Here is a 569-nt window from a genome sequence, read left to right on the forward strand (position 1 = left end):
AAGAAACACAGCCCAAAGGTGGCGCCCGAAATGACGGCAAGCAGGTTGCCGAGCATGCCCTCGGCACTCAAATCGCCTAAAAAGAAAAGTCCCATACCCGTAAAAGCAACCACCACGGAGGCAATCTTCGCAGGCGAGGGCAACGTGCGAGTTGCGAGCGATTGATACACGATAACGAAAATCATCGAAGTGTACTGCAGAACGATCGCGTTGCCGACCGTCGTGAGCTGGTTGGCAAAGTTAAACGTGGTGCCCGTTACGAAGTTACAGACGGCCACAAGGACAATAAGACGACTGACGCGGAGGACGGGCCTGCCGACGAGCAGGATAAAGAGCGCCATAAATATTGCCGTGACGGCACCGATCAAAAGAGCTGACTGCGAATTGGCGCGAACGAGGATGCCGATAAAACTCCACAAGAGCGCCGTGCCAAATAGATACATCGCCCCGCTCACGCTATTATCGGGTGGATTGTCAGATCGAATCACGAAGCACCTCCAGCTAGCTTTCGGTAATAAAAAACGGCGACCACAACGGGTCGCCGTTTCCCTTGGGGGCAGATAATAGGT

1 pseudogene is annotated in these 569 nt (G+C 53.8%); it reads right to left on the reverse strand.

Annotation, left to right across the window (positions count from 1 at the left end):
• Nucleotides 1-488, reverse strand: a pseudogene (locus tag ACQRAP_RS08700) (DMT family transporter); the annotation flags it as partial.
• Nucleotides 489-569 lie beyond the last annotated feature (81 nt).

This window comes from Collinsella sp. SGI.180, assembly GCF_050313455.1.
Lineage (GTDB): Bacteria > Actinomycetota > Coriobacteriia > Coriobacteriales > Coriobacteriaceae > Collinsella.